Origin of the sequence: Pseudoalteromonas sp. CO342X (assembly GCF_004208915.1) — a bacterium.
Lineage (GTDB): Bacteria > Pseudomonadota > Gammaproteobacteria > Enterobacterales > Alteromonadaceae > Pseudoalteromonas > Pseudoalteromonas maricaloris.
Window position 1 is genome coordinate 117,111 of record NZ_SGPH01000017.1, and the last position, 21,772, is coordinate 138,882.

The window sequence follows — 21,772 nt, forward strand, 5'->3', positions numbered from 1 at the left end:
AAAGGAATTTAACCCTATTGTGGGCAACGAGGGATAAATTTGCAATGAAAGCAGGTTTAACTAAGGCTGCAGCAATTGTTTTTTCCACTGTTCACCACTACGCTCATAAGACTCTCTAAGATGTAGCCGAGTCTCAGCAAAAGTGAGGAACTCTATGGAAATAGGGTTGATGCAATAGCCACCCCAATTTTCGGGCCTTGGAATTGGGTTCGTACTATATCTTAATTCCGCAATTCTTAATTTTTCAGTCAGATCGCTTTGATCTCGTATAATTGCACTTTGGTTAAATGACGTTGTGGTTAGCTGAGCATCTCTAGAGCGCCCTTGCCAATAAGTATCTGCATCTCTATCTGAAATCTTCTTTGCTATGCCAACAATACGGACCTGATACCCGACATGATCCCACCAAACTGTCATCGCGATGTTAGGAACATTTTCTAAATGCTTGCCTTTCGCAGAATCGAAATATGAACAAAATACAAAGCCACCCTCATTAACCGCTTTCAAATCAACAAATCTACCTGTAGGAAACCCATTCTCATCAATTGTTGAGACACATACCGCATTGGGCTGATTTAATGGATTGTTTTTCAGAGCTTGCTGCCACCAGGATGTAAACTTTTCTATTGGATTATTCATTATTATTATCCTGATTATTTTTCATCGGTTCCATAATGTCATTAATATCTACCACATTCCACGGCAAACCTTTTTGCCTGTAGATCCGCTTACCTTGCTTTGTATAATCACCAACATCATGCGGTAAGCGCTGACCAACTACAATACAACGTAATGTAACATCGCTATTGTTTACTAGCTTATGAGGCTTACCGCAGGCTCTGTATCCTATGAAATCGCCTTCACCAACACCAATTACCTCGTCGCCAATGTACGCTTCAGCAGTGCCTTGCAATATATACACACATTCATCTTCGTGATAATGCATATGTGTTTCAGTCGAATCGAACCCCGGCTGGATTTCTACGATGTGAAAACCGAACCCTGTTATGCCAGTTAAGTCTCCGAGTGATTTATTGAGCCTCTGCGCATTTGGGTTCAGAAAATGAACTCTTTTTTCCCCTTTTAACGCTTCGATTTCAGCTTTACTAACAATATATTTTTCCATTTCTTCAAACTCCTTATGTTGGTCTTAACCTAAAGGTATGTGTTTAAGGGATATTAGCTTAAATTACAGCAATTGAACTGTTTTCAATTACATCCATAATTTGACCTAGGTCACTTTAAAAACCAGCAAAACCGCCTCATACTAGTTATCTATAACTATTCGCAACAGGAACCGCACTCATGACTTATGAAGTCAATTTCGACGGCTTAGTAGGGCCAACACATAATTATGCCGGATTATCTTATGGTAATGTCGCGTCACTTTCTAACGCTACCAGCGTCTCTAATCCAAAAGAAGCGGCATTGCAAGGTCTTGAAAAGATGAAAGCAATGCATGATATCGGCCTAAAACAAGGAATATTCGCACCTCACGCACGCCCGAGTTTAGCCCCACTGCGTCGCGTTGGCTTTTCGGGAACTGATGCACAAGTACTTGAAAAAGCATATAAACACGATCCGATATTGCTTCGAGCTTGTTACTCTGCCTCTGCAATGTGGACGGCAAATGCGGCGACTGTATCGCCTTCTATTGATTCCAGCGATGGCAAAGTACATTTCACAAGTGCCAATTTAAACTGCAAATTTCACCGTTCAATAGAGCCAGAAACCACCACAAATTTACTTCGTGCTATGTTCGCTAATGCGCAATATTTTGCACATCACCAGCATTTGCCTGAGCAGCCTTTTTTTGGCGATGAAGGTGCTGCAAACCACACTCGTCTCGCCGATAGCCATGGCAGTAAAGGTCTACAATTATTTGTGTACGGTTCAAGTGGCTTTAACAGCGATATAAAGGGTCCTACTAAATATCCTGCTCGGCAAACATTAGAAGCAAGTCAAGCGATTGCAAGGCTACATCAATTAGATGATAAGCAAGCAATTTTTATCCAGCAAAATCCAAATGTGATTGATCAAGGCGTGTTCCATAATGACGTCATTGCGGTGGGCAATGAGAATGTGCTGTTTTGCCATGATCAAGCCTTCATTGATCAAACCTCCAGTCTAACCAAAATTAGACAAGCGTATATCGGCGAAAAGCCTTTACATATTGTAGAAGTTCCGACGCATGCAGTGAGTGTTGAAGACGCAGTAAAAAGTTACCTATTTAACTCACAATTGATCACCTTGCCATCAGGCGAGATGATGCTGGTTGCACCGGAGGAATGTGCGAAGAATGATAACGTTGCCGCATACATCGAATATATGCTCGGTGCAAAAAATCCGATTTCGCAAGTACGCTTTTTTGACTTACGCCAAAGTATGCAAAATGGTGGTGGACCTGCATGTTTGCGATTACGTGTAGCACTCAATGAAGCTGAGCTAAAAGCGGTAAATCCAGAAGTGATGATGAGCGAAGACAAATTTATTCAACTAAGCGCGTGGGTCAATAAACATTATCGCGATAAAGTCACGGAGCAGGATTTAGCTGATCCGAGCCTACTGCAAGAGTCCTATGCTGCACTAGATGAACTCACCCAACTACTCAATCTTGGTAGCGTTTACGACTTCCAACGCGCCTAATTGCAAGTTTTGCTTGTCAAACTGCAATTAATCTGAGGTTTTAGGGGAGTGATTTCACTCCCTTACTTTTTAGCAAGTACATTAACCGCCCACGTCTCAAGCATACCGTCGCTATTTAGCGTTACTAAGGTGTCTGGGTTTGGGACATACATATCGACTACCGTTGCTCCCTCACTTTCAGTATGAATAGACCAAGTGCCTAATTCTTCCCCGCTCTCATAGCGCCAGATGGAGAGGTGAGATTTTGACGATGATGTCGCGAGTAAGCCTGAGTCAGAAATAAATTTAGCCTTTCTAAACATCTTAAAACGGGCCATATACTTTAGCTCACTGAGCTGTTTTCCAGACTCAAAGTCTAGTACATGTTGCGCATTCAACCCATCTGAGACGAATAAATGCTTGCCATCATGACTCACTGTTAAACTGGTAACACGATGACTAAATTGATGCTCATATAAAGGTTTTGGTGAGGCAAATTGCCAAAGGGCAACCAACCCATCTTGCGCGCCTGTAACAAAATAGTCGCCACTATTATCAAACGCCAAATGCTCTATCGGCCGAGTATGTGGCATAAAACGATTGTTTAACTTCGTGAATAGATCCGCCATATTGAGTGAGCCATCATCCATCGCAACAAGCAAACGCTGGTTGTTATGGGAAAGCGCTAAAGCAGAGATTGAAGCAAGTGGACTCACCCCTGCAAAAGGTACGTTCGTTATCAACTTTTGCTTTGGAACAGACCAAATTGAGATAAGGTTTTCACCTGCCACGATGAGCATTTCCTTATCATCTGACAATAAAACTTCTTTGACTGGTGTTTTTATTTTGTCTTTGGGTACTGAGAATATGACAGACTGATTGGCATTGTCATAAATATGGATTTCAGCATTACTGTCTAATGTTACACTCCACTTTCCATCTTTAGAAAAGTGTCCAAGTATTATGCCATTTTGCGTCAACTGGCTTGTTACCCCTTTACTAATTTCAGGCTGCGATCCACACCCTACTAAAAATAAAGCGAACCAAGCTAGAGATATTAAACGAGACATCTTAAACCCTTAGCACATAATACATTTATTTCATTTACTGGCTTTACATATCGGCCGTTAGCAGACAAACTTAACTTATTGTGAATAATTTTAGACTGCATATGATGTATTTTAGCATGACAAAGTCACTTATTAAGCAAACTTTCGTTGTCTTAGCCGCAATGATTTTACTCTCAGCGTGCGGCTCAGAGGATAATGTCAGTGGTGACAAGGACACTCCTGGATATGCCGCAACAATGTATTTTGACGCACTCTATAATCAAAAAGATTTAGACGCTGCAATGAAAATCGCCACTCCCCGTCACGCGCGTATCATGCGCTCTTACGGTACTGCGTCGCAATTCGCCAGAAATTTAGTGAATATGCAATACGATGAAGTCACCATAGAAGTTGATATGACCAATCAAAGTCTACGCGAACAGTATGGCGACAGCGCAAAAATTAATTTAATTTTTACAGGTCAGCTCCACGGTGAGCAAGTAGACGACATGCGTAGTGTCAGTATGGTGCGCAAAAAAGGCAAATGGTACGTAGACAAGGTACTAGCCGACCCCTTTGCACGTTAACTCAAGAATTAGATTGGAAAGCCCCGTTGTCGGGGCTTTTTTTACAAATTAGCCAATATACTCCGTCACAACAAACTAGTTGGGCGCTCTTGCATCAACAGCAATCGCTTTTGCAACTAGCGTTTCAATACAAAAGATGGTTTCAGAACTCTTATCATCAATCACCTTGTCGTCCATTGCGATACTGAGTTTTTCATTCAATGTCTTACCCACTAATTTCACGCTGTTTTGTTTACACCACTTACGATATTTTGCCATTAGTGGAGCATGCGCCTTTTCCAGTAAATAAGCATGTTCAACCGTATCTATCGCAGAGTGCTTTACCACGGCGCACAGATGCGAGATACGTTCGCGGGTCGAGTTGTGATCAGAAACATTGCTACATACCTGCACCGCCAATTTATCGCTCGGCGCTTTGAGCCACTTACCAACGGGAAACGCCAAACGTTTTAACAAAAATGCCAGAGGTGCTGCGGTAAAGTTATCGCAAAATGCATAAATAGCCTTACTTGCCTCGTTGAGACAGTGATCTAAGGCAAACTTTACCAGCGGTAAGTCCCCTTGCTGACGACCATCATCTTCGTATTTTTTTAATACACACGAGGCGATATAAAGAAAGCTCAGGACATCTCCTAATTTTGCAGAGAGCATTTCTCTACGTTTTAGTGAACCGCCTAGCTTTAACATAGCGATATCACTATACACAGAAAGCGCTTGGCTCAACCATGTAAGGCGTCGGTAATACGCCGCCACATCACCACTAACTGGCGCACGTTCGAAACATGCAAGTGTGAAGCCATTAAAAAACGCCTTAAGCCCATTCACAGAGGTATGCTGCAAGTGTTTGCAAAGCACTTCATCAAACTCTTTCAATGCGATTAATTGATCTTCTTGCTGTACGATACTCATTTCTTTCAGTATGAAAGGATGGCAACGTGTTGCACCTTGACCAAAAATCATCAAGCTTCGAGTTAAGATATTGGCGCCCTCAACGGTAATAGAAATCGGCATCCCCATATAATTGTGGGCAAGATAATTCATTTCCCCCATTTGAATGGCTTTGCCGCCATGAATATCCATCGCATCATTTAATGCCACCCTTGCATGCTCAGTCAGATGATACTTGGCAATCGCAGTGACTACTGAAGGACTTTGCTTTAAATCAATTGCCAACGCAGTGGTTTGTCTCACCGCTTCAATAAGATAGCTATAGCCGTAAATTCTGGCTAACGCGCTTTGCACTCCTTCAAAGGCAGAGATAGGTACACTAAATTGACGACGGACACCAGCGTAAGCCGAAGTCGTTCTGGCACTTAATTGAGCGGTTCCCGCGCTCAGTGCAGGCAAAGATATCCCCCGTCCAGCACTTAAACACGACACCAACATGCGCCACCCTTTGCCGATACCTGCCTGTTCGCCTATCACCCAAGCCAGTGGAATAAAAACATCTTCACCACTAGTTGTGCCATTCATAAAAGCTTGGCCCAGCGGGTTATGTCGATCTCCAGTTTTCACACCTTCATGTGCAGTCGGAATAAGTGCACAAGTGATCCCAAGCTCTACTTTGTTCGAAAGCAATTGCTCTGGGTCGTAAACCTTAAACGCAAGTCCTAATACATCAGCGACGGGCGCCAGCGTGATGTATCGTTTTTGCCAAGTTACCGCAAGTCCAATTTGCTTTTCTCCCTCAAATTCACGCTCACACACAATCGCAAAGTCTTGGATGCTACCCGCATCCGATCCCGCCTCTGGCGAGGTCAATGCAAAACAAGGTAGCGCCTCACCCGAGGCAAGCTTTGGCAGCCAAGTATTCTGCTGATCATTGGTACCGTAATGAAGCAGCAGCTCCGCAGGGCCTAAACTATTTGGCACCATCACGGTCACTGCCGTAGACAAACTACGGCTGGCTATTTTTGCAACGATGGTGGAGTTCGCCTGAGCACTAAATTCCCGACCACCAAAAGCCTTTGGAATAATAAAAGCAAAAAAACCCTTTTCTTTTAAAAATTGCCAAACCTCTTCAGGCAGGTCTTGAGCCTCAGATATTTTTTCTTCATCAAGCATTTTTAGCAGCGTGTGTAATTCGTTATCTATAAATGCCTGTTCTTCATCGCTCAACTTTGGCTTATCATTACTCAGCCACTTTCGCCAATTCGGCTTACCAGAAAACAACGCACCATCCCACCAGATACTCCCCGCTTCCATCGCTTCTCGCTCGGTTTGGGAGAGTTCAGGTAATGACGTTTTGAAATAATTAAAGAGCGGTTTAGTGATCAACTTAACCCTGATATCACGGACACAAAATACCACCACAATTGCCAATATCACCAATAAAACTAAAGTCATATGCACTCCTTTTTGCAGGCTTCAAATACGGCCTTTTGATACAATTGACTGCCTTAATTATGGTTAATAATCACACTAACTCAACTTTTATCTGCGCTCGCATCTCATTGTTTGTCCATCGCAAAATTGTCGTTTTAAAGTCGTCCTGCTATTATTCTTGCCACCACAGCAAAAAATGATGCTTTGCTGCGCGAAAAAGCCGCGCTCACTACGATTAGTTGTTCATACGACTAATACTAATTGGATTAATTTACTTGCTGATTTTTAGCAATTAACCCAATTAGTGTAGCTGGCTATAGATACTAAAATGCCGTCTAGCGTTAAGTCGGCTCGTGTATTAATTAAAACAACAAGTGAACCCTATGAAACCAAGATTTAAGTTAAGTGTTGGCGCACTCATTGTTGCCAGTACTTTTGCACTCTCTGCCTGCAAATCCACTGAAACTACAAATAAAGCGTTATCAGAAGCCGATGCAGTTGCATTTTTAGATAAGGCGTCAGAACAGCTGGTTGACCTTAACTTCCGCTCTAGCCGCTCAGCTTGGATTTATGCGAACTTTATTACTCACGACACCGCTTCACTTGCTGCGGACGTGAATGAGGAATACACCGCTGCGCTCGTAGAGCTTGCTAACCAAGCAGCACAGTTTGATGGCTTGGCGTTAAGCGAAGATACCCGCCGTAAGCTTGATAAATTGAAGCTAAACCTGACATTACCTGCACCAAAAGATGCTGACAAAACAGCGGAACTTGCAAAGCTCACTGCAGAGCTTGATGGTATGTACGGCAAGGGCAAATACTGTAAAGATGATGGCACTTGCCTAAGCCTTGGCGACATGACGGCTAAGATGGCAAATAGTCGCGACTATGAAGAGCTTTTAGACATCTGGCAAGGTTGGCGTGAAGTGTCGAAGCCGATGCGTCCACTCTATGAAAAGCAAGTGGTACTTACCAACGAAGGTGCTAATGAGCTTGGCTACGCAGACACAGGCGCAATGTGGCGCAGTAAATACGACATGCCAGCGGACGACTTTGCAAAAGAACTTGACCGTACTTGGAACCAAGTAAAGCCGCTATATGATTCGCTGCACTGTCATGTTAGAGCCAAGCTTGGCGAGAAATACGGCGAAGATAAAGTGCCTCAAGACCAGCCTATTCCTGCACACTTGCTTGGCAATATGTGGGCACAAAGCTGGGGCAATATCTATGACTTAGTCGCGCCAGAAAACGCAGATCCGGGTTATGATGTAACGGCGTTACTGGCTAAACACAATTACGACGAAATCAAAATGGTAAAAGGTGCAGAAAAGTTCTTCACCTCTATGGGTTTTGCCCCATTACCTGAGACTTTCTACGAACGTTCTTTATTTATTAAACCACAAGATCGCGACGTACAATGTCATGCATCAGCTTGGAACTTAGATGCCAAAGACGACCTACGCATCAAAATGTGTATCCAACGCACCGGTGAAGAGTTCTCAGTTATCCACCATGAATTAGGCCATAACTTCTATCAACGCGCTTACAATCAGCAGCCTGTGTATTACCAAGAAAGTGCCAACGATGGCTTCCACGAAGCTATCGGCGACACCATCGCGCTATCTGTAACACCCGGCTACTTAAAGCAAATTGGTTTGTTGGATAACGTACCGGATGAGTCAAAAGATATCGGTCTATTGATGAAGATGGCACTTGATAAAGTTGCATTTATTCCATTTGGTCTACTTGTCGACCAATGGCGCTGGAAAGTATTCTCTGGTGAGATTTCCCCAGCAGAGTACAACCAAGCGTGGTGGGAATTAAGAGAGAAATATCAAGGTGTTAAAGCACCAATTTCACGTACAGAAAATGACTTTGATCCAGGTGCAAAATACCACGTACCTGGTAATGTACCTTACACTCGTTACTTCCTAGCGCATATTTTGCAGTTCCAATTCCACAAATCACTTTGTGAAATTGCTGGCAGCAAAGAAGCCATTCACCGCTGTTCTGTTTACAACTCGAAAGCAGCTGGTGAGCGTTTAAATGCCATGCTTGAAATGGGCAGCAGCAAACCTTGGCAACAAGCACTTAAAACGCTAACAGGTAAAGATGAAATGGATGCAACAGCAGTACTTGACTACTTTGCACCATTGCAAAAATACCTAGATGAGCAAAATAAAGGCCGTAATTGCGGCTGGTAATTGCTTGCAAATATAGACTAGAAACGGGCACACTCAATCGTGCCCGTTTTTTATTGGTTTAATTTTGTTACAGTTCAGTAACTTCCTTTTTTAGCCCCAATCATATACGCTCAAATCAAAGTCAGCCTACCGCTCTAGCGGTGAGGTCTGTGTTGTCACTTGCAAGGACCCTTATGAATATTAAAAGAATTGGCCTAATAGCCATCTTTGAATTGCAACGCTTGTTTGCAACGAAACGCGGATGGATAGCCATCGCCGCATTTGTTTTGGTTTGGTATGCCATTTTGCGCTACGCCATTGCAGAAGCAGTATCCATTGTCAGCGACCCCAACTTCAAAAATATGATCCAGAGTTTTTCCGGCGTCATTGGTATGCATCGTATTGCCCAGTGGCCTGAAATGGAACTTGCACTGTACTTAGTTTGGTCAATCTTCTTGTTTCCTCTTTTTGTGATCTTTTCAAGCGCAGATCAAACTGTAGAAGATAGAACCCGCGGCACACTCAGATTTCTAACCCTGCGCACATCTCGCGCGGAAATTGTTGTTGGCCGCTTTGTTGGACAGGTATTCAATACGTTGCTGCTCATAGCGATTTCTGCTGTAGGTGCTTGGATATTAATGGTGGTGCGCGACCCAAGCTTATGGCTCACAGGGCTAAGTCGGGCAACATTAATTGTTTTAGAGCTAACGCTTATTACTGCGCCATTTATTGCCCTTATGTCTGTTGCTAATCACTTTGCTAACTCAAGCAAAATGAGCATGATTTACGCAATTTTAACCTACTTAACGCTCGCCACTTTGGTCGCTTTTGCACTAGAGTACAGCGCTTACGCGGAATATCTTTTTTATCTTTTCCCTGGATTCCAAGGCTCAGAAACCATCGCACAGAATATCAACCTCACTCGCTTTGCCACACCGGTGCTGCATAGCCTCGTGTTAATTGCAATTAGTTGTGAACTATTAAGAAGGCGCGCGCTATGAGTAGCATTATTGAAGTTAGTAATTTAGTGAAAGAATATGGACGAAAGCGCGCACTAGATAACGTATCTTTCACCCTAAACGCAGGTTCACCCATTGCACTTGTCGGCCCGAATGGTGCGGGTAAAACCACTCTTTTTAGCACACTGTGCGGATATCTAAATGCCGATGCTGGCAGTGTTCGAATTTTAGGCCATAAACCTGGCAGCGCTGCACTTTTTGGTCGCCTTGCGGCACTTCCACAGGATGCTCAGCTTGATCCAAGGTTTTCTGTCAGTAATCAGCTACGTTTATACGGACAACTTCAAGGTTTAGATGCGAAAGCGGCCGAGAGTGAAACGCACAGAGTGCTTGAGCTTGTCGACCTCAAAGACTGTTATCACGCCAAACCTCATGAGTTATCTCATGGCATGCGAAAACGTATCTGTATTGCTCAAACGCTACTTTCAAAGCCTGAAATTGTACTGCTTGACGAAGCCACGGCTGGATTAGATCCCGTGAATGCTCGTGAGATCAGAAACCTAGTAAAAAGGCTTCAATCTGAAACGACCTTTATTTTGAGTTCACACGATTTAGTAGAACTCGATGATTTATGCGATCAAGTATTACATTTACAGCATGGTAAATTAACCGCTGTTGACCGCATCCAAGAAGCGGAACTTGCCACGCTGACTGTAAAACTTAAAGAGTCTGGCACCAGTAGTCATATAGCGCTTTTGAGGACCTTACAAGGCGTTGAAGAGGTGACGGTAAATGCCAGTGGCGCCCTGCTTATTGAGTATCGTAGCGGCCAACAGGTTGATATTGATGTACTCAGGCTTTGCCGTGAACAGGGCTGGCGTTACAAGTCTTTAGTTAACGGTAAAACACTAGAAGATGAACTGTTCGGCTAGCACGCGGTTAGTTTAGTAAATTAAAAAAGCCTGCATCTTACAGGCTTTCTTAAATGATTTATAACTTCGCCAGTAATAAAGAGCCGGGTCGAGGTAAGCGAGGTAATATTGCCGGCGTTTTCGCATAATCCGCAGGTAAACGCTCTTTCAACTCGTTCACCTTTGTTTGGTTATTCAGTTTTTCGTATGCATAGTATCTTAGGATATCTTGATATGCTTGATTTTCAGCACTGGTTACAACATCACTGTTTAATACAGCTAATGCTTTATCGTAGTCTGCCATTTCAATGTAGGCGCGTGCCAAATCAGTAGCGCTACCGATTTGAAAGCGGCTTTGCATTTTTTCAGATAGACTCTCTAATTGCTCTGCTGCCTGCTGATATTGCCCAAGGTGCATATAAGCTGATGCCAATCTGTTTTTTAAAAATGGCGGTTGAGTAGAGCCTTCAGGAAACCAATTATTGTAAGCGGTCAAGATTGCTTCGTATTGACCTAGCTTATGATAGGTTTGGTCGAGCAAGGTAAAGCTTTTTACTTTTATATCCAGCTCTTCAAAACCATTTAACGAACCGCGGTTACTATGCCAATTTAAAATGTGTGAAACCGCTGCTTTAAGCTGTGTTTCATCATTCGATTTCGCGCCTTTCGCCCCAGCGAGTAGCTCCCTCAATTGCTGTTGATATCGCGCAGACTTTTCACTCTTTTGTTTACTAGCTCCTTGTGTTACCTGCTTTTCAGAGACGATTTGGTTAGCAGCTAAGGCACTACAAGACAGTGCTGCCGTGATAATCATTAAATGGGATAATTTCATTTTCTTTTCCTTGTTTAGTGTTTTAACTCTTTGAATATTGAAACTTTTCGAGTGAGATACGGCTAATACTGAATGACCTAATGACGCATGTTCATACCGGTATTGATGTTCGGACAACAGTAAGCTGGCCAAATCGTATCTATATTTATCACTCAGCTTTTCCATGCAGCTTTCATCGCAGCTGAGTTCGATTTGTTGTCGCGCCAAATTTGCTAACAACAAACAGAATGGATTCCAAAAGAAGACGCTTTCAGTCGCACATATTAGCCATAACCAATATGTGTCCTTATGCTTGATATGCGTTAACTCATGCTCAATCACGGAATCGAGTTCTGGTCGACCTTTCATCTTAAAATCTAACCAAATGGTGTGCTGTAATGGGCCTGTCGTAATTGCTGGGGTACTCAATTCTGTAAATTTTACGGTGCAAAACGAGTATAGATATTGATGCTCTTCACTGATGTAGGCACCTTTTTCTATGCCTCTTAGTAATCTTTTATACGACCACACTCTCGCTAAAAATAGTCCTCCACCTACCACTATCAGAAATACAAACAAATTTGAAAACACTTGGTTTATGGTATAGCCAGAAAGCCAGTTTGATTCGGTTTGCAAAGTGGTTTGCTTGATGCTGTTCGGTGGAGTTGACCCTGAGTCTGAAATAGAACTCACCTCAATAGTGTAAAGCTCCAGATTTATTAAAAAAGGGGGTGGGGAGAGTTGCTGCCATGGAATTAGCCAACTCAATAACCCGACTACCAACACATAAAAGCGCGTTCGTGCAGGCGCAGTTTTCAGAAAATAGCAGCTAGTCAAACTAAACATGCTGAGCAAGCTTGCGGTGAGTAAGTAATCAAACATTAGTCGCTCTCTTTCTTCTGCTTTTTGCTCTTAAGTAGGTTTTGTAAATACTCAATATCATCATCGTCTAAACTCTCTTCTTTAATGAAATGAGCTATCAGGCTGCGTGAACTACCTTTAAAAAAGCGATCCATAAAACGCGGTGTTGCCTGCTGTGAAAGCGCTTGCTGAGTCACTTTTGCTTGATAGACAATTGACCTCCCCTGCTGACCACAGCGCTCGACTGCACCTTTTTGCTCTAGTCGATCTACGATTGTTTTGACTGTGTTATAAGCCACTTTTTTTGTTCTTGTATCATCTGCAAGAAGATATTTATGAAGCTCACTGGCAGTACATGCATTTTGTTGCCAAAGTAACTTCATCACGTCTAATTCAAATTCACTGAGTTTCACTTATCACCTCCATTACTACATTTGTAGTTTTAAACCACTACAAATGTAGTTGTTGATACCCATGAAGTCAACTAGAAATTTTTGGTGAAAAAACAGAAAGTGAAGCTATACATGAAAGCTTCATTACCTTGAAGGAAAGTGAGGGTGTGCAACAAACTACCCCAAGGAGCGCATTTTGCGTTCCTTGGTTAAAGATCATAACAACTCAAATTAGGGTAAAGTGAGACTCAAGTTTTAGCTACAACTAAAGCTCTCTGTGTTGTAGTTCTATTGAACGCTGATAGATGATGAACGTGATGAACGCAGAAGATGATGAACGCAGACACCCACCGCTAATGTACTAAAGCGTTTGTATGGTATAGATTACCCGTGGTGTCGACGAATGTGCGTAATTAAGCCGGCTTGATTAAACTCAAGTGAAACAATATTGGTTTTACTATACTCAATCGCTTTATCTAAATGAGTAGGCTTTACTTTGCCTGATTCGGTCATTTTTACAATGACGACATTAGCGCCAACCATTACCTCATTTATTTCTATTGAGCTATGAATGACTTCATCTTTTAATTTATTAATCATATCTTCTCGGAGTTTAGATTTATCTGTATAAGTAAATTTAAATTTGACGTGTTCATCGATAAAGTCATCAGAAAGTAATGAGATATAGTTTTCTATCTCCTTTATTGTTGTATTGGGTTGTTGACGCGCATTTTTTGCCGCTACAAATACTTTTGCTTTCTCTATCAGTTGCTCCAACGTGAAATTATCGTGTGCACTACTAGAAAACGAAAAAAGAAAACAAAATAACACTAATATAAATTTATTCACGGTTTTTTCCTTCCTGCTATACCTAGACATAATGAATCCTACATGATGCTAGCTTCCGCTTCTTCGTGGCTAAGCTTAAAGCCAATGCCATAAAGCTAAATCGCCAAATCGCTGACACCCACCACTAATTTGCACCTTCCTAAGATACCGCCTAAGCTATAATTCTGCACTCAAAGGATTGAGGAAACCAAGCTATGGCTACTGCCCGTAAAAAGCAAATCAGTTTAACCGACACCAAATACTATCACTGCATCTCCCGTTGCGTAAGACGTGCCTTTCTATGCGGTGAAGATAAATTTACTGGCAAATCATACGAACACCGCCGGAATTGGGTTGAAGAAAAGCTCCTGATGTTGGGGGATGTGTTTTGTATTGATGTCTGTGCTTATGCCGTGATGAGTAATCATACTCACATTGTTTTATATATTGATGATAAAAAGTCTAAGCCTCTGTCGGATAAAGCGACTGTGATACGATGGCACAAGTTGTTTAAAGGCAATTGGATAAGCCAAAAGTTTATTGAAGATGAGCCACTGAGTGAGTCGGAGCAATTGATACTCGATGAGCTGGTTGATAAGTACAGAGAAAGACTCGCAGATATTAGCTGGTTTATGCGAGCACTCAACGAAGACATCGCCCGCCGAGCAAACAAAGAAGATAACTGTACAGGTCGGTTTTGGGAAGGACGATTTAAATCCCAAGCATTGCTGGACGAGGCAGCATTGGTCGCTTGTCTAGCTTACGTAGACCTAAACCCAATTAGAGCCAAAATTGCCGCAACGCCTGAGACCTCAGAGTACACCAGCATCAAAAAACGCATTGACCATGCAAAGTTGGGCAAACAACCAAAAAGCCTACTACGCTTTGCAGGCAGCCCACGAAAACATATGCCTAAAGGCCTTCCTTTTGAACTCAAGTCCTATATTGAATTAGTTGAGCTCACGGGCCAGTGTATTCGAGCCGATAAACACGGTTATATCTTTGAGTCTCAGCCTATTCTCACTCGACTAAATATCGGACCGGAGAACTGGATAAAACTTACTACGCAATTTTCACGGGTATTCCACGGTGCAGTTGGTCGAGAACGGACACTAACCGCTTACTGTGAAACACTGCAAAAACGACGACGGACAAACCTAACAAACTGCGAGCGCTTGCTGGCTTAGTAAAACTCACATTCTCAATTCTCGAATTTCTTACAGCTGCATTTGCAGCGCTTTGTCGTGCGCGATAATCCAATTTTAGTGTAGTGATACGCTTACCCGCCAAAGGTCACACTATCTAAGAACGCTTTTGTCCATATTCTTTAAGTGTTTCCGCACGTTTTAATCTCACTTTGCCAGCATAGATACAAATAATAGTGGGTGTCATCACTTCATCACACGGTATGTGAAGCTCACCGATTGGGGATTTGCTAATACTAAACGTGCTTTGTTATACACGCAGCATTAGAAATGGCTGTCCTTCTTTCTTTTCTTCTTTCTTTTCTTTCTCCTCCTCTTTTTTTGCATCTACCTCCTCCTTTTACCCATGCCCATTTGTGATATCACTCGCATAGCATTGTCGGCACACGCCATGTCACCCGGTTTGGCTTCTATGTCATTAAGGATAGAGTTTAATTGTCGTTTGTTGTCTGCAAGCTTTTTCTCCATCAGTTCAATATCAGCAAGTTTTTGACGTAAAGCGTTAAGTAACTGTTCATGTTTCCAGTCACTTAGATCACTCGGAAGTAATTTACTCAGCTCATCTAAACTAAAGCCTGCTTTTTGACCATTTGAAATTAAATGCAATACAGTTTTAGCTTCAGGAGGATAGGTCCTATAACCATTGGCAGCGCGCTTAACTAATTTAAGTAGGCCAATATCCTCATAGAATCGAATTTTCGACGTCGCCAAACCTGTTCTTTTTGATAATTCACCAATTTTCATAAACTCAAGTTCCTACTGCGCTCAGTCTGCTACCTTAAATGAAAAAGTCTGTGCTTATCCCAAACAATAGCAGATAACAGAAATTAAGTATTGACCTTCAAGTTTACTTTAACCTTATGCTTGCACAAAACAGATACAAATTAAGGTGATTTTTATGCAAACAATACTTGGAGCAAACGGTCAAATTGGTAGTGAGCTCGCCCGAGCTTTAAAGAAAGACTTTACCGATAACATCCGTCTTGTCAGCCGAACACCAAAAAAGATAAACAACACAGACGAATTACTCAGCGCTAATCTACTTGACGGCAGTCAAACGCAAAAAGCAGTAGCAGGCTCTGAAATTGTTTACTTAACCGCAGGACTGCCGATTGACACAAACATGTGGGTTGAGCAATTTCCTATTATGATGCGAAATGTCATCGATGCGTGCGCAAAACATAATGCCAAATTAGTGTATTTTGATAACACCTATATGTATCCGCAAAGCAATGAACGTCTCACAGAAGAAACACCTTTTTTGCCATATGGCGAAAAAGGCAAAGTTAGAGGACTAATAGCGAGTATGCTGCTCGATGCGATGAGTACAGGCCAAGTCAATGCGATGATTTGCCGCGCGCCTGAGTTTTATGGACCGGGTAAAACGCAAAGTATCACCAATACAGCGGTTCTTGATAAGCTGCGAGCAGGCGATGCTGCGAAAGTCTTTATCAGCGACAATACGTTACGTACCTTGATATACACGCCAGATGCTAGCAGAGCAATGGCGTTACTAGGCAATACCTCTGATGCGTATGGCCAGACATGGCATCTTCCGTGTGATGACAATCGACTCACTTACAAGCAAATCGTTAACTTAGCGAGCGAAATACTCGGCATTCAAGGCAAGTATTCAATATTAAAGAAATGGCAGCTATCACTGCTAAGCATTGTTAGCAAACCTATAAGAGAAACACGAGAACTGTTACCTCGATATGCAGTCGACAACATATTTGTATCAGATAAATTTAAGCAGCGCTTTACGGAGTTTGAAATTACCACTTACCGAGATGGACTAGCAACAACTCTCAAGGAATGACGACGTTATTTGATACCTAGATCATTAGGCGTTAAGTTAAGTGCTACAACTAACATACGCTTTGGCGAGGAACAAACACTTAAATTGCTAAACTCGGACTCTGTACGGGAAATTGCACAGCACAGAGTTGATGCTTTTTATCTCATCCCTTTGAGAATTTCGACAATTTCTAAGGTGTTTTCAAGTACCCTGATGACCCTGCCTTCAACGCTTATCGTTACCAAATCCCGATCTCTGTCGCGATAAATCACTTTGCCATGGTCGTAGATATCTGGATCTAAGCGTTCTCCAACTTGGAGCTTTTTTTGCCAACCCGGTGGAAGTGGCTTGCCCTGCTTCAACTTTTTCTCAAGGCCCGGCGGTAACTTCTCCGGTTTTGCATTCGCCTGATTTAAACCTAAAGTCAGACTAAAGGTAAGTAGGGAAAGTACAATAACTTTATTCATAACAACCTCTCTTTTAGAGCGTGGCATCATGCGCTTTGTGAACACGATGCCGTCTATAAAGTATTGTTAATAGTTTGAAATAAAGCTTATTGATATAAACTGAACAACAATCACTAATATTTAGATTGATTTAGTTTTGTTAACGCTTTAACGGAGAAACGTTCAATGGCGGTCCCCAACTGAAGTCCAAACTTCTCAGCAACGCCTTTTTTAGCTTTATAAGCCACCTTATAAAGCTGGTGACTTTCATTTAGGGTCATGAGTAAATCGTCACTGGTTGAGATTTCATCGACTAGTTTAAGTTCTAACGCTTGTGTACCAAACCAATGTTCTCCAGTGGCCACTTTCTCAATATCGAGATCGACACGATTATCAGAGACAAAGTGTTTGAACAGACCATGCGTTTCTTCAATCTCTTCTTTAAACTTTTCTCTGCCTTTATCCGTATTTTCACCAAACAGCGTGAGTGTACGCTTATACTCACCTGCGGTTACCATTTCAAAGTCAACGTTATTCTTTTTCAATAAACGATTGAAGTTGGGGATCTGCGCAATCACACCGATTGAACCAATAATTGCAAATGGCGCTGCAATAATCTTATCTGCAACGCAGGCCATCATATATCCACCACTTGCAGCAACCTTGTCTACACAGACGGTTAGAGGAATACCTGCTTGCTTAATGCGCGTAAGTTGCGATGCACCAAGTCCATAACCGTGAACAACCCCACCACCACTTTCTACAGACACTACAACTTGATCCTTTTCTTTATCTGCAATCGTTAAAATAGCGTTGATCTCTTCTCTTAAACCCTCGACTTCGTGAGCGTCCATACTTCCGTTAAATTCAAGATAAAAAACGTTTTTCTCTGCTTCTTTATCTTTATTTTTTTGCGCTTTTGATTGCGACTTATTTAGAGCTTTTAACGCCTTTTTATCAAGCGTTTGCTGCAAAAACTGTTGTTTAGATTGCGACAGACTGTCGCTTAAATCGGTAACTTCAATTTCGCCCTTTTTCGATTTTGGTTTTGAGCTTGCTCCCACCATCAAAATAATGACTACTGCAATACCAAAGATAATGGTTACTGTCTTGGCTAGAAATAACCCATATTCAAACAAAAATGCCAAGTCGTTCTCCTCATTTTGCTCATAAAGGGGCCCATTTTCTTTCAATATAAAATGGACACAAAAAAGGCCGCTAGTTGCGGCCTTTTATAGTCTCGAAAAATGTCTTAGTTTGCAACAACATCCGGGTTAGATACTTGTAAAACCAAACCCTTTGACTTCAAGAAGCTTGCAACCTGTGTTTGCATTTCGATTGACGCAGCTGCGTGTCCTGCTGCTGTGCCACCGGCTTTTTCATCAAAGCCTGTCGTTAAGATTGAACTATGATGGCCCTGAGAGAACTTCACCACATAACTTCCAGGTGTTCCGTCTTGACTCATTTGTGTTTCACTTGCAGGCATTAAGCCCATGAAACCAGCAAGTGGTAAGCTACCAGACAAGAAGCTACGTTCTGTTGTTGGAGGAATAACCAAGTCAGCTGCATTGCCATCAACACCACCCGTAACAACGCTCATATATACTGGCGTTTGTAGCGCTTTCACGGAAGCTGCATAGTTAAGTGGATCGGCACTACCTAATGCGGTTTGTGCTGCAAAACCAAACTGCGTCACCGTACCATCAATCAGTGCTAGTGTCGCGGTGTCTCCAGCCGCGTCTAAATTCGCTCTAAATGTTCCATATGCACAAGAAACATATTTGCTTTGATCCGCAGCAAACGTACCACAGTCAGCAATTGCACCTTCTTGCAGATAGGCATTAAACGCTTGCGATGCTAGGTTACCTGCAGAGCTTAACACGGAGCCCTGAACAAACGGGCCAAATGATTTTGACTCAATCAAGAAATTAGCAATGCCCGAGCCACCACTTGCAAGTGCTGCTGACTCAACTTTAAAGAAGCCATCAATTGCTGGATTTAATGGCGCATTGGTTTGAGTGAGGAAGCTTGGGCCTACAACCGAACCAAGCGAGTGACCTAAGTAACTAACTTGCTGGGTATTAAAGTTAACTTGACCGCCAGATGCTAGATTGATGAAGTTTAAGCCTAAACGTAAACCCATTAAATCTGCTGCTGATTGCTTTAAGTTATCACGCGCAACTAACAACGATGTTAGGTTCATGTAGGACAACACGCTACCTGTCGAGGCATTAAAATCATCAGTGCCATCACCATCGATATCTAAACCGCGAGCACCGTGCATTGGGTGATCGATCGCAACTGTGGCAAATCCAGCTTGTGTTAATGACAACGTCAAGCCAAGCATGTCTTCTTTTTTACTCGTGATACCATGTTGCAAGATAACAACAGGCCAGCCGCCTTCAGGGCGCTGAGACTCATCCGCAGGCATTGTGATTTGCACAGGAACATTAGCAAGCCACTGCTCTTTAGGAATTGGATTGTACTTAGTCAAGAACTTAGTACCGTCTAAACCTAAATCTCTCAGCTTTCCACCCGAAAGTGTATTACAAGCGATATCATTTGGTTCAGTTGGTTCTGGTAAACCACCAGCTTGCGCCGCATATCCAGCGACAGCTACCGCGCTGTCGCAGCGTGCTTGCCAATAGGTATCAGCTAGCGCAGAGATATCTTTATTTTTTGGTTGTGATAAGTACTGAGGTAGTTGTATTTGACCTTGCAATAAACGCACGCTTCTAAAAGCAGGTAAAATAGCATCAGGCACTTTTCCTACAAGGGCATCAGCAACGGTGATCACCGGTTGTGCAGGTACAGCGACAACAGGGTTAGCACCGCCCTGTAATTTTGCGGCTAACAATTGCTTAGTCGCCGCCAATGCGTGACCTGTCGACTGTGTCGTCATTGCAGCTGTATATATAATCTCTTCTTTACTCACCGAGCCCGCAGCAGTTACCGCCCCTTCATAGCTACGGATCACAGCCTGTAGAGATTTCTGAGCATCAGTTACCAATGGCGCGTCTTGGCGCAACAACGTGTAAGTCGAAGAAGCATCTACACTTTGACCTTTTGAGTCTTTAAGGCCTTTGGTCAAAACAGTAATATAGGTAGTTTCAGGTTTGAATGGTTTAACTGGGATAATAACTAAACCGTTACCTGTGCTATTAGCCATGGTAACGAAATCACCATCAGGGCCAAATTGTAATTCAGCAATTGGCTTACAAGCGATACCTGAAGGCACCTGAGCACAGTCTTCGTCGATTTGTAATGGTCCACCCATTGCAACTTCAAAAATTCGTACAGAGCCCGGAGTCATGACGCTTTGCGCATCAAGTGTCAAACCATTCGGTGTCGTCATGTCGATAACGTAAGGCATTTGTGTCGACCAACCATCTAAGGCGCCAATCACAATACTTGGGTTTGCGTAGCTTGCACGCGTTACCAGAGGGTTACCTTCACCATCTTTCACTCCTAACATTTCGTCAGGTAGATTTAAGGTACCGTCTTGAGTGCCGGACAAAAGGATATCGTTTGGAACTGAGATCACACCGCCTGATGGATCAAATTTAACAGAAATCGTTGGAGAAACGGGTGTAGTATCATTTTTTACATCTTCTAACGTTTCACCGCCTCCACAGCCAGCAAGCGCTGCTGATACTGCGAGTGAGAGTAGCATTTTTTTCATTTTATAGGCTCCGACATAATCTTATTATTATTGTGATAATTCTCGTTAAATCTATGTAATAGCATTTTTAATAAGACATTAGACCAGTTAAACTTAACTCAAACTTTGTTATTTCGCCAGCCATATTTACAATAAATTCGCTAACTTGCTACTGCATTGTGATAAAATAGCCCAAACATCTTAATTGGAGTCCAGAATGCAGACTTATCAAGCTCCTGAAAACGCACTTGCGAATAAAACGATACTAGTAACAGGTGCTGGCGACGGCATCGGCCGTGTTGCGGCAATTAATTACGCCAAATATGGTGCAACGGTTATTTTATTAGGCAAAACCACCAGTAAACTAGAAGCCGTTTATGATGAAATTGTTAACGCCGGTTACCCACAGCCTGCAATTGTACCTTTAGATTTACGTGGTGCAACCAAACAACACTTCCGAGACTTGGCTGCCACCATCGAGCAGCAATTTGGGAAGCTTGATGGCTTGCTAAATAATGCGTCTATTTTAGGCTCTTTAGGTCCAATGGAACACTTTTGCGTTTCAACCTTTGAAAACATAATGAAGGTAAACGTAACAGCCCAAGCGGTGATCACTAAATCGCTATTCCCAGTAATGAGAAAAGCGCCTCACGCTTCTATAGTCTTTACTTCATCGGGTGTAGGACGCAAAGGTCGCGAGTTTTGGGGAGCATATGCAATTTCTAAATTTGCAACCGAAGGTATGATGCAAACTTGGGCCGAAGAAGTGGGTAAAACCAATATTCGTATTAACTGCATTAATCCTGGTGCGACAAGAACAAGTATGCGTGCATCAGCATTCCCAGGTGAAGATAAAGATAAACTAAAAACACCTGAAGAATTAATGCCAACATACTTGTACTTGATGTCTGATGACTCAATCGGAGTTAATGGCCAATCTTTAGATGCCCAAACCTACTAACTAGTACTTTAAAAGCTGCAGATCCACAATTGCAGCCTTCTATATTAACCTGAGGTTTGGATAAGGAATGTTCCAACTCATTGTTGCTAAAGCACAACTTAGTTTTTTCCTTGTCTAGCCTAAGAGTTTTAGGGAAAACACCGCTTCCGCGTCCTGCTCTCGCTAAGGTA

The 21,772-nt window shown here is 42.5% G+C and carries 19 protein-coding genes; 8 read left to right on the plus strand and 11 right to left on the minus strand.

From position 1 onward, the window contains the following. Nucleotides 1-60: 60 nt before the first annotated feature. Nucleotides 61-639, minus strand: coding sequence for a pyridoxal 5'-phosphate synthase (locus tag EXT47_RS09565; RefSeq protein ID WP_039497640.1), 579 nt, complete (start codon nucleotides 637-639; stop codon nucleotides 61-63). Next, a complete protein-coding gene (locus EXT47_RS09570) occupies nucleotides 632-1,126 on the minus strand; it encodes a cupin domain-containing protein (protein ID WP_039497639.1) in 495 nt (164 codons plus the stop codon). The genes EXT47_RS09565 and EXT47_RS09570 overlap by 8 nt, the downstream gene beginning before the upstream one ends. Before the next feature lie 179 nt (nucleotides 1,127-1,305). Here EXT47_RS09570 and astB point away from each other — a divergent pair, with 179 nt between their 5' ends. After that, the gene (gene astB, locus EXT47_RS09575) at nucleotides 1,306-2,646 is read left to right on the plus strand and encodes an N-succinylarginine dihydrolase (RefSeq protein ID WP_039497635.1); all 1,341 of its coding nucleotides are present in this window, start codon (nucleotides 1,306-1,308) and stop codon (nucleotides 2,644-2,646) included. Between the two features lie 62 nt (nucleotides 2,647-2,708). Here astB and EXT47_RS09580 read toward each other — a convergent pair whose 3' ends face one another. Continuing rightward, a complete protein-coding gene (locus EXT47_RS09580; RefSeq protein WP_039497634.1) occupies nucleotides 2,709-3,695 on the minus strand; it encodes a WD40 repeat domain-containing protein in 987 nt (328 codons plus the stop codon). Between the two features lie 116 nt (nucleotides 3,696-3,811). Here EXT47_RS09580 and EXT47_RS09585 point away from each other — a divergent pair, with 116 nt between their 5' ends. Then, nucleotides 3,812-4,261, plus strand: coding sequence for a hypothetical protein (locus EXT47_RS09585; RefSeq protein ID WP_039497631.1), 450 nt, complete (start codon nucleotides 3,812-3,814; stop codon nucleotides 4,259-4,261). Between the two features lie 75 nt (nucleotides 4,262-4,336). On the opposite strand, the gene EXT47_RS09590 is transcribed toward EXT47_RS09585, so the two are convergent. Next, nucleotides 4,337-6,607 carry an acyl-CoA dehydrogenase gene (locus tag EXT47_RS09590; RefSeq protein ID WP_130126483.1) on the minus strand — a complete coding sequence of 757 codons (2,271 nt, stop codon included), beginning with the start codon at nucleotides 6,605-6,607 and terminating at the stop codon, nucleotides 4,337-4,339. A gap of 362 nt (nucleotides 6,608-6,969) precedes the next feature. On the opposite strand from EXT47_RS09590, the gene EXT47_RS09595 reads away from it, so the two are divergent. From EXT47_RS09595 to EXT47_RS09605, 3 genes are all read left to right on the plus strand, one after another. After that, nucleotides 6,970-8,790 (plus strand): M2 family metallopeptidase, encoded by a 1,821-nt coding sequence (locus tag EXT47_RS09595; RefSeq protein ID WP_039497626.1) that lies wholly within the window; start codon nucleotides 6,970-6,972, stop codon nucleotides 8,788-8,790. Nucleotides 8,791-8,963: 173 nt separating this feature from the next. Further along, complete coding sequence (locus EXT47_RS09600; RefSeq protein WP_130126484.1) at nucleotides 8,964-9,770, plus strand: ABC transporter permease subunit; 807 nt, start codon at nucleotides 8,964-8,966, stop codon at nucleotides 9,768-9,770. Next, nucleotides 9,767-10,660: an ABC transporter ATP-binding protein gene (locus EXT47_RS09605; protein WP_130126485.1), complete on the plus strand. Its 894-nt coding sequence runs from the start codon at nucleotides 9,767-9,769 to the stop codon at nucleotides 10,658-10,660. The genes EXT47_RS09600 and EXT47_RS09605 overlap by 4 nt, the downstream gene beginning before the upstream one ends. Before the next feature lie 58 nt (nucleotides 10,661-10,718). On the opposite strand, the gene EXT47_RS09610 is transcribed toward EXT47_RS09605, so the two are convergent. The 3 genes from EXT47_RS09610 to EXT47_RS09620 form a co-directional block, all read right to left on the minus strand. Further along, complete coding sequence (locus EXT47_RS09610) at nucleotides 10,719-12,332, minus strand: M56 family metallopeptidase (protein ID WP_039497620.1); 1,614 nt, start codon at nucleotides 12,330-12,332, stop codon at nucleotides 10,719-10,721. Continuing rightward, on the minus strand, nucleotides 12,332-12,724 hold the full coding sequence (locus tag EXT47_RS09615; protein WP_010604953.1) for a BlaI/MecI/CopY family transcriptional regulator: 393 nt from the start codon (nucleotides 12,722-12,724) through the stop codon (nucleotides 12,332-12,334). Before EXT47_RS09615 ends, EXT47_RS09610 begins: the two co-directional genes overlap by 1 nt. 363 nt (nucleotides 12,725-13,087) lie before the next feature. Further along, nucleotides 13,088-13,552 (minus strand): nuclear transport factor 2 family protein, encoded by a 465-nt coding sequence (locus tag EXT47_RS09620; protein ID WP_130126486.1) that lies wholly within the window; start codon nucleotides 13,550-13,552, stop codon nucleotides 13,088-13,090. Between the two features lie 194 nt (nucleotides 13,553-13,746). Between EXT47_RS09620 and EXT47_RS09625 the strand changes: the two genes are divergently transcribed. Then, the gene (locus EXT47_RS09625) at nucleotides 13,747-14,718 is read left to right on the plus strand and encodes a transposase (RefSeq protein WP_130126487.1); all 972 of its coding nucleotides are present in this window, start codon (nucleotides 13,747-13,749) and stop codon (nucleotides 14,716-14,718) included. Nucleotides 14,719-15,063: 345 nt separating this feature from the next. On the opposite strand, the gene EXT47_RS09630 is transcribed toward EXT47_RS09625, so the two are convergent. Further along, nucleotides 15,064-15,480 carry a MerR family transcriptional regulator gene (locus EXT47_RS09630; RefSeq protein WP_130126488.1) on the minus strand — a complete coding sequence of 139 codons (417 nt, stop codon included), beginning with the start codon at nucleotides 15,478-15,480 and terminating at the stop codon, nucleotides 15,064-15,066. A gap of 154 nt (nucleotides 15,481-15,634) precedes the next feature. On the opposite strand from EXT47_RS09630, the gene EXT47_RS09635 reads away from it, so the two are divergent. Further along, nucleotides 15,635-16,555, plus strand: coding sequence for an NAD-dependent epimerase/dehydratase family protein (locus tag EXT47_RS09635; protein ID WP_130126489.1), 921 nt, complete (start codon nucleotides 15,635-15,637; stop codon nucleotides 16,553-16,555). 137 nt (nucleotides 16,556-16,692) lie between these two features. On the opposite strand, the gene EXT47_RS09640 is transcribed toward EXT47_RS09635, so the two are convergent. From EXT47_RS09640 to EXT47_RS09650, 3 genes are all read right to left on the minus strand, one after another. Next, nucleotides 16,693-17,001: a hypothetical protein gene (locus EXT47_RS09640; RefSeq protein ID WP_045988126.1), complete on the minus strand. Its 309-nt coding sequence runs from the start codon at nucleotides 16,999-17,001 to the stop codon at nucleotides 16,693-16,695. Nucleotides 17,002-17,114: 113 nt separating this feature from the next. Next, nucleotides 17,115-18,128: a protease SohB gene (gene sohB, locus EXT47_RS09645; RefSeq protein ID WP_130126490.1), complete on the minus strand. Its 1,014-nt coding sequence runs from the start codon at nucleotides 18,126-18,128 to the stop codon at nucleotides 17,115-17,117. A 104-nt stretch (nucleotides 18,129-18,232) separates the two neighbouring features. Beyond that, nucleotides 18,233-20,662, minus strand: coding sequence for a VolA/Pla-1 family phospholipase (locus tag EXT47_RS09650; RefSeq protein ID WP_130126491.1), 2,430 nt, complete (start codon nucleotides 20,660-20,662; stop codon nucleotides 18,233-18,235). 196 nt (nucleotides 20,663-20,858) lie between these two features. On the opposite strand from EXT47_RS09650, the gene EXT47_RS09655 reads away from it, so the two are divergent. Next, on the plus strand, nucleotides 20,859-21,602 hold the full coding sequence (locus EXT47_RS09655) for a YciK family oxidoreductase (protein ID WP_017219153.1): 744 nt from the start codon (nucleotides 20,859-20,861) through the stop codon (nucleotides 21,600-21,602). Nucleotides 21,603-21,772: the final 170 nt, after the last annotated feature.